7 protein-coding genes and 1 pseudogene are annotated in these 6,607 nt (G+C 68.5%); all 8 read right to left on the bottom strand.

All coding sequences use genetic code 11. The features are described from left to right. Positions 1 to 218, bottom strand: a pseudogene (locus VJS90_RS19500) (hypothetical protein); the annotation flags it as partial. Then, positions 218 to 769 (bottom strand): type 4a pilus biogenesis protein PilO, encoded by a 552-nt coding sequence (gene pilO / locus VJS90_RS19495; RefSeq protein WP_324123269.1) that lies wholly within the window; start codon positions 767 to 769, stop codon positions 218 to 220. The pseudogene VJS90_RS19500 and the gene pilO, both read right to left, overlap by 1 nt. Beyond that, positions 756 to 1,298, bottom strand: coding sequence for a PilN domain-containing protein (locus VJS90_RS19490; protein WP_324123268.1), 543 nt, complete (start codon positions 1,296 to 1,298; stop codon positions 756 to 758). Before VJS90_RS19490 ends, pilO begins: the two co-directional genes overlap by 14 nt. Before the next feature lies 1 nt (position 1,299). Next, positions 1,300 to 2,082 carry a hypothetical protein gene (locus VJS90_RS19485; protein ID WP_324123267.1) on the bottom strand — a complete coding sequence of 261 codons (783 nt, stop codon included), beginning with the start codon at positions 2,080 to 2,082 and terminating at the stop codon, positions 1,300 to 1,302. Continuing rightward, the gene (locus tag VJS90_RS19480; RefSeq protein WP_414704956.1) at positions 2,063 to 3,847 is read right to left on the bottom strand and encodes a GspE/PulE family protein; all 1,785 of its coding nucleotides are present in this window, start codon (positions 3,845 to 3,847) and stop codon (positions 2,063 to 2,065) included. Before VJS90_RS19480 ends, VJS90_RS19485 begins: the two co-directional genes overlap by 20 nt. A 51-nt stretch (positions 3,848 to 3,898) precedes the next feature. Then, the gene (locus VJS90_RS19475) at positions 3,899 to 4,429 is read right to left on the bottom strand and encodes a response regulator (protein ID WP_324123265.1); all 531 of its coding nucleotides are present in this window, start codon (positions 4,427 to 4,429) and stop codon (positions 3,899 to 3,901) included. A 223-nt stretch (positions 4,430 to 4,652) separates the two neighbouring features. After that, the gene (locus tag VJS90_RS19470) at positions 4,653 to 5,327 is read right to left on the bottom strand and encodes a SurA N-terminal domain-containing protein (RefSeq protein WP_324123264.1); all 675 of its coding nucleotides are present in this window, start codon (positions 5,325 to 5,327) and stop codon (positions 4,653 to 4,655) included. A gap of 12 nt (positions 5,328 to 5,339) precedes the next feature. Beyond that, positions 5,340 to 6,607: ABC transporter substrate-binding protein (locus VJS90_RS19465; protein ID WP_324123263.1), on the bottom strand; the 1,268-nt coding region annotated here is incomplete at its 5' end.

Genomic DNA, 6,607 nt, shown 5'->3' with positions numbered 1-6,607 from the left:
GGCGCCGTGCTCCAGCGCTGGCTTGGGAACAGGTTGCCCGTCGAGGTACGCGCGGCCGCCGGGGTGGCCTGTTGCGCGGCAGCCGCTGGCCGGGCCGCTGCCGGGCGGATCTCGACCGTCTCCACCGGTGCCTGGCCGAACCAGTGCCCCGGCGCCCAGGCCAGCACGGCGCTGGTACCCAGAAACGCCATCCAGATCACTGCACGTTGGCTGTTCATCACGACCTCGACAGGTAAAGGGTCATGCGCAGGCGACCGCTGAGCTGGTCGTCGCCGATGCGCTTGCGTTGCAGCTCCAGGTCTTCGATCACCAGGGTCGGCAGCTGGCCGAGCAAGGCTTGCAGGAAGCCGCGGATCTGCGGATAGCTGCCGCGCATGGGCAGCAGGATCTGGTAGCGCGCCAGCTGCGTCCTGGGATCGACGCCCAAGGAATATTCACCGCGTGCCAGGGTGATGCGCTCGGCCCGTGCCAGGCGGTACAGGCGGTCGATCAGCTCACTGGCCTGGGGCTGGGCCGGCAGCTGATCGCGCAGGCTGTCCAGCGCCTGTTGCTCAGGCTTGATCTCGACCTTGAGCTCACCGCGCTGCAGGCGCTGCACCTGCGCGCCGGCATCGGCCACGGCGGCGCGCAGCTGGCGCACCTGCTGCCACTGCGGCAGCACCGCGAACAGCGCCACCAGCACGGCCAGCAGCAGCACCAGCGCCGCGCCGAGGCCTGCGCGGCCCACCCGGCGCAGCTGTTCGTGAACAATCAGGCTAGGGATGCGCATTGCCGGTCTCCCAGGTGGCGGACAGGTTGAACTGCACGGGGTGCTCGGGCTGCCTGGCGTTGATCTCGTGGCTGAGCAGCGACACATCGCGCAGCTCACCGCTGCTTTCCAGACGTTTGTGGAACTGCAGCATGGCTTCGAGCGTGCGCGCCTCGGCGCTGATGCGCAGCTGGCCTTTGCGGGCGTCCGGGGTCAGGGTCAGCAAGGCCACGTCGTCCTGGGGCAGCGCTTCGAGCATGCTGAACAATTGCTGCCATGGGCGCTGCAGCTGTTGCGAGACACTGCGCATCTGCGCCAGGCGTTCGGTCTGCTCCCGGCTGGCGGCGCTGTTTTGCGGCGCGCTGCTGGCCGGGCGCCGGCCCAGTTGCTGCTCGAGGCGCTGCACCTGTGCTTCAAGGGCCTGCTGCTCGGCTTGCCACAACTGCTGGGCAACCAGCAGCGCCAGCAGCAGCGCGATGCCGAGGGCCAGCAGCGTCCAGGCCAGGAGACCGCTGCGCCGGGGCTGGAATTCAAGGTCCAGGGCGCGCATGTCAGGCCACCGCTCGCCACATGGCGCACAGTGGATCGGCGTCGCCGACCACCGGGCACAGGCGCACCGCACGCACTGCGGGCATCTCCTGGCGGCCCGGCGCGTGCAGGAACACCCGCGGCAGCTGCGCGCCGTACAGCTCGCAGGTGCGCTCGATCAGTGCCTGCAGCGCCTGGTCGGTGTCGGCGCAGCCTTGGGCCAGCACCTGCTGCCAGGCGCCGCCAGCGGCCAGCAGCAGCACGCTGCGCCGAGGCTCGGCGAGCACGAAGAGAAAATCACCCTGCTCCAGCAACGCCGCGCAGCGGTTGTACGCCGCCATCAGGTAAGGCTGCACCGAACGGAGGCTGAGCTTGGCGCGGCTGCTCAGGGTGTTGAGGCCCTGCAGCAAGGCCTGGGGCAGCGCCGTGGCGATGCGCGCCCTGCCGGCCGACTCGGGCGAGAGCACGACCTGCCAGTCTTCCAGCGACTGGCCGTACAGGTTCTCGAAGCAGGCCTGGGCGTACCCCTGCAGTTCCGTGGGATGGCCGATGGCTTCGCTCCAGGGCACCAGGCAGAAGCGGCTGTAGCGGGCCGACAGCAGCACGCGCAACTGGCCGCGCTGGATACGGTGTTCGACCAGCAGGTGGCCCAGTGCCGTGAGCGCAGGCTCCCAGGCAGGCTGGTCAGCGTCGCAGCTGAACGCGCGGCTTCCCAGCCACTGGTGTTCACGCCCGTGCCAACGGCCAAGGCCCACCCCTTCGGCGCCGAGCACGGCGCAATACCGATCAGGCAATAAATGTGACACGGTTGATCTCCTCAAGCGTTGTACGTCCTTCGCGGACCAGTTCCAGCGCCGAACCGCGCAGCAGGCGCAGGCCGCGCTGGCAGGCCAGCGTCTTGATCTGCGCCAGCGGCCGGCGCTCGACGATCATCTGGCGCAGGTCGTCGTCGAGCAGCAGCAGCTCGGCGATGGCCGTGCGGCCGCGATAGCCACTGCCCCGGCACTGGCCACAGCCCTGGGCGCGGACAAATCGCCAGCCGGCGACGGCCTCCTCGCTCAGGGCCGAGGCGGTCAGGGTCTCGGCATCGGGTTGCCAGGGGCTTGCGCAGTGCGGGCAGGCCAGGCGGATCAGCCGCTGGGCCAGCACGGCGTTGAGCGCCGAGACAAAGCTGTAGGGGTCGACCTGCATCTGGCTGAAACGCCCGATCACGTCGAACACGTTGTTGGCGTGGATGGTGGTGAACACCAGGTGCCCGGTGAGCGCCGATTGCACGGCGATCTGCGCGGTGTCCGGGTCGCGGATCTCGCCGACCATGATCTTGTCGGGGTCGTGGCGCAGGATCGAACGCAGGCCGCGGGCGAAGGTCAGGCCTTTCTTTTCATTGACCGGGATCTGCAGCACGCCGGGCAGCTGGTACTCGACCGGGTCCTCGATGGTGACGATCTTGTCCACGCCATGGTTGATCTCGCTGATCATGGCGTAGAGGGTGGTGGTCTTGCCGCTGCCGGTGGGGCCGGTCACCAGGATCATCCCGTAGGGTTCGGCGGCCAGGCGGCGCAGGCTGCGCAGGGTGTGGTCGGCAAAGCCCAGGGCCTGCAGCTGCACACCGCTGACGCGGTCGGACAGGTCCTGCTTGTCGAGCACCCGCAGCACGGCGTCCTCACCGAAGATGCTGGGCATGATCGAGACCCGGAAGTCGATCTGGCGGTTGCTGATGGCAACCTTGAAGCGCCCGTCCTGAGGGACACGCTTCTCGCCGATGTCCAGTTCGGCCATGACCTTGATGCGCGAGATCACCTGATCGGCAAAGGTGCTGCCGCTGGCTTTGCCGGCGCTGTTGAGCACACCGTCGATGCGGTACTTGATCACCAGGCCCTGGCCGGTCATGCCCAGGTGGATGTCGCTGGCGTGCATCTTGAGGGCGTCGTAGAGCGTCGAGTTGACCAGCTTGACCACCCGGCTCTGGTCTTCGCTGATGCTGGCCAGGGACAGGCTTTGCAGGGGGTCGGCCTCGGTACCCGCGTCGGCGTCACCGCCCAGGGAGTCGACGGCGTGGAAGCTTTCTTCGTGGCGCGCCAGGTAGGCGGCCAGGTCGGCGGCGTGCACCAGGTACAGCGGCGCGCCTTGCAGGCGGTCGTCCATCCAGGTCAGGCGGGCGTTGTCGAAGGGGTCGGCGAAGATGCCGATGGGCTGGCCCAGGTGCCGGACCAGGATGAATTCGCGCTTGATGCACTGGGCCAGGCTGACGCGCTCGAACAAGGGGATGCTGGCGAACAGGGCCTGGGTGTCGAGCACGGGGTAATGCAGGGTGGCGCCCAGGCGCTGGGTGAAGACCGTGGGGGTGTCGGTGGACAGGCGCTCCAGGCAGGTGAGCAGGCGCTCGTCGCCGGTTTGGGCGCGGGCCTGGTTCAGGAGTTCGCGGGGGTAGGCAGAGGGGTGTTGTGCCTGTTCGGGCCCTTTCGCTGGCAAGCCAGCTCCCACAGGTCCAGCGATGCCCTCAGGACTCTGCAGTACCTGTGGGAGCTGGCTTGCCAGCGAAGGGAGCAACTCGGTTTCGGCTGATGACATGACCTGCGACTCCGCTCGGGGGCGCGTCGCAGGGTTGGACTGCGGGCGCCGCTACTCCCCGCTGGGCAGTGTGTCGTCAGGTTCGGGGGGCTGCGCGCCATTGCGTCGGCGGTCGGCCAGGACCCAGCTGCCATCGTACAACTGCAGGGGGAACGTTTCGTTCCTCGACTGGCGTCGCTCGACGAAGCCCTCTGCCGGCGTGTCCGTGGCCCTGCGACGGCGCTCGATGCCCATCAGGTCGAACACCGCGCGCGCCAGCTCCACCATCGGGAACGGCTTGAACAGGACATGCGTGACCCTCAGCTCGGCGGCCCGCTCACGGACCTCGGCGGTCGGGTGGGCGGTGATCAGCACGAAATGACAGTCCCTGTTCTTGCGCACAGCTTCCAGGACCTGAAACCCCTCCATATCGGGCAAGCGGAAATCGAGCACTATCACATCCGGCGCCAGCTGTGCTGCCAGTTCGATACCGCTGGCGCCGTCGTGGGCAACATGGACGTCCAGGCCTTGCGCCTGCAGGTACGCCTGCAGGTTCTGCGCGAGGGTCTGCTCGTCATCGACAACCAATACTTTGTTCACCAAGGTCGACTCCTAAGAACTGCCCGGTTGCCCGGTCCTCGAAGCGCGGCCTTGATAGGGCTTACGCAGGCTTCGTGCCAGGCTTGAAATGACATGTTGCGCCACTGTAGGTCGTTGATTTTGCTCGTATCCCCCGGCTGCGGGAATACCCCTGCCCCCAACGTCGGGGAAGGTAATGGCACTGTGCCCCTAACGCTTTCCCCACTTCTGGGGCCAAACCGCAGGCTCACTGCATGCGTTGTATCCGCGCCGACGCGCGCAGTCGCTCGCGCGCTGTCTGACGGGCCTCGGCCTGCAACTGGCCGGTCAGCGCCACCCGGGCCAGTGCAAGCCCTTGTTGCTGTATGACCAAAGCACTATCACTTAGGTTCGCGACGTTTTGCAGGTCTTGCTGGTTTTCCAGGCGCTCGCGGTTGGCCTCGAAGTAGGCCTGGACCTGGGCGTCGGTGGGTTCCTCGATCGCCGTCAGTTCGGCGAATACCTGCTGGGACGCCATTTCGTGTCGAGTGTAGTCGGCAAAGCTTGCGCGATCGAAACCGGCCTCGGTCAGGCGCTGCTCGAACAGATCCGCGCCCGCGAACAGCCGTTCGACCTCGCCGACAAAGGCCGTCACCTGCGCATCGGTCACCTCGACGCCACGGCGCTGGGCCTCCTGCCAGAGCAGTTCCTTGTCGATCAGCTCGTCCAGGGCCTCCTCGCGCAGGCGCTTGTACAGCGTCGGGCTGCGGATGCTGGTGACGGCTCGGCCCTGGCCCTGCAGGTAATCGGCAAAGTAACGCTCCAGGCGCATGACACTGATGTCAACGCCATTGACGCGCGCCACGGGGGCCGACTCGGCCCAGGACAGCTGCACGACGCCCCATAACAGCAACACCACCAGCCAGAGCAGCACGATACGCATGGCAATCTCCTCTCAAGGGATATCCGGCACCGGCCGGTACGGGGCAACAGCGCGAAATTGCAGCCCGGCCGGTGGCGCCATGGCCACCGTCACCACATGGGCGCCGGCCAGGCCGTGACGACGCCCTGGACCGAAGCCCAGGGCCGGGGTCAGGCCGGTGTTGACGTCGTGCAGGCCTTCCAGGGCCAGGACCAGCTGCTCGCGGCTGGCATCGCGGCCCACCTGGCGCAACGCCTCGGTGAACAGGCGCAACGCGCACCAGGTGGCGACCTGCAGGGGCGCCTGGCGCCCGTCCAGCCCCTGGCGCTGGCGCAGCGCGGCCAGCGCATCGCGGCCCTGCCCGGTCCAGTCGCCAGGCACAAACGGATAGGCCAGGAATACCCGTTCCGACCAGGCCGGTGCCAGGCCCGCCACTTCGCTTGCGACCTGGCTCGAGGCCGCGAACAGGTAGGGCGCCTGCCCCACGGCCTGCAGACGCCCGGCCAGGTCGGCAAAGGCAGCGCCACGGCCGAGGAAGAACACCCCCTGCCCCTCCACCGCCTCGCCGGCGTACGCCGTCACCGGCAGCGGTGCCCAGCCCAGCTGTTGCAACCGCTGCTGCAGGGCTTCGGCCTGGGGCGCCTGGTCATCCCCCGCGTACACCACCCGGACCGTGCCCGGGGTCAGCGGCAAGGCCTCGCGGGCATAGCTCGCCAGGCTCAGCAGCTGGTCGCGCAGGTCGGGCAGCGGGTCGAACACCTGTGCGCCGCCACCGCCGCGAGGCGTGCTGCCGATCAACGGCACTCCGGCCTGCTCGAGCAGGCTGCCCAGCCGCGCGTCGAGCCTGGGTGCCATCGGGGCGAGCAAGGCGAACACCCGCTCCTCCCCGATCAGCCGGGCCAGGGCCTGCTCCCCGCTCGCCAGGTCCGGGCCGGGATCGAGCGACACCAGTTGCAGGCGCCGGCCGTGCACCCCGCCCAGGCGGTTGAGCAGCTCGATGCCGTCTTCGAGCACCGCGCGCACCACCCGCCCGGCCTCCGCCAGCGGGCCTTGCTCCGGCAGCAGGGTACCCAGGCGCAGGGTGTCCTCCTCCACCCCAGGATCACGCTCCTCACCCAGGCGCTTGAGGTACGCAGTGAGGTTTCGCTGGTCGGCCATGCTAAGCACGAACCGTGGCATCGCCGGGTCCAGGCGATTGCCGGCCGGGTCCAGGCCTTGCTGGATGGCCCGTGCCAGGCTGCCCTCGGTGTACGCCGGATAACCGCGGCCGTTGGCCTCGCGCCCGCCCTGCCCCAGCGCCA

This window comes from Pseudomonas sp., assembly GCF_035277045.1.
GTDB lineage: Bacteria > Pseudomonadota > Gammaproteobacteria > Pseudomonadales > Pseudomonadaceae > Aquipseudomonas.
The sequence above is the reverse complement of the archived record's forward strand: the minus strand, read 5'-3'. Positions and strand labels throughout refer to the sequence as shown.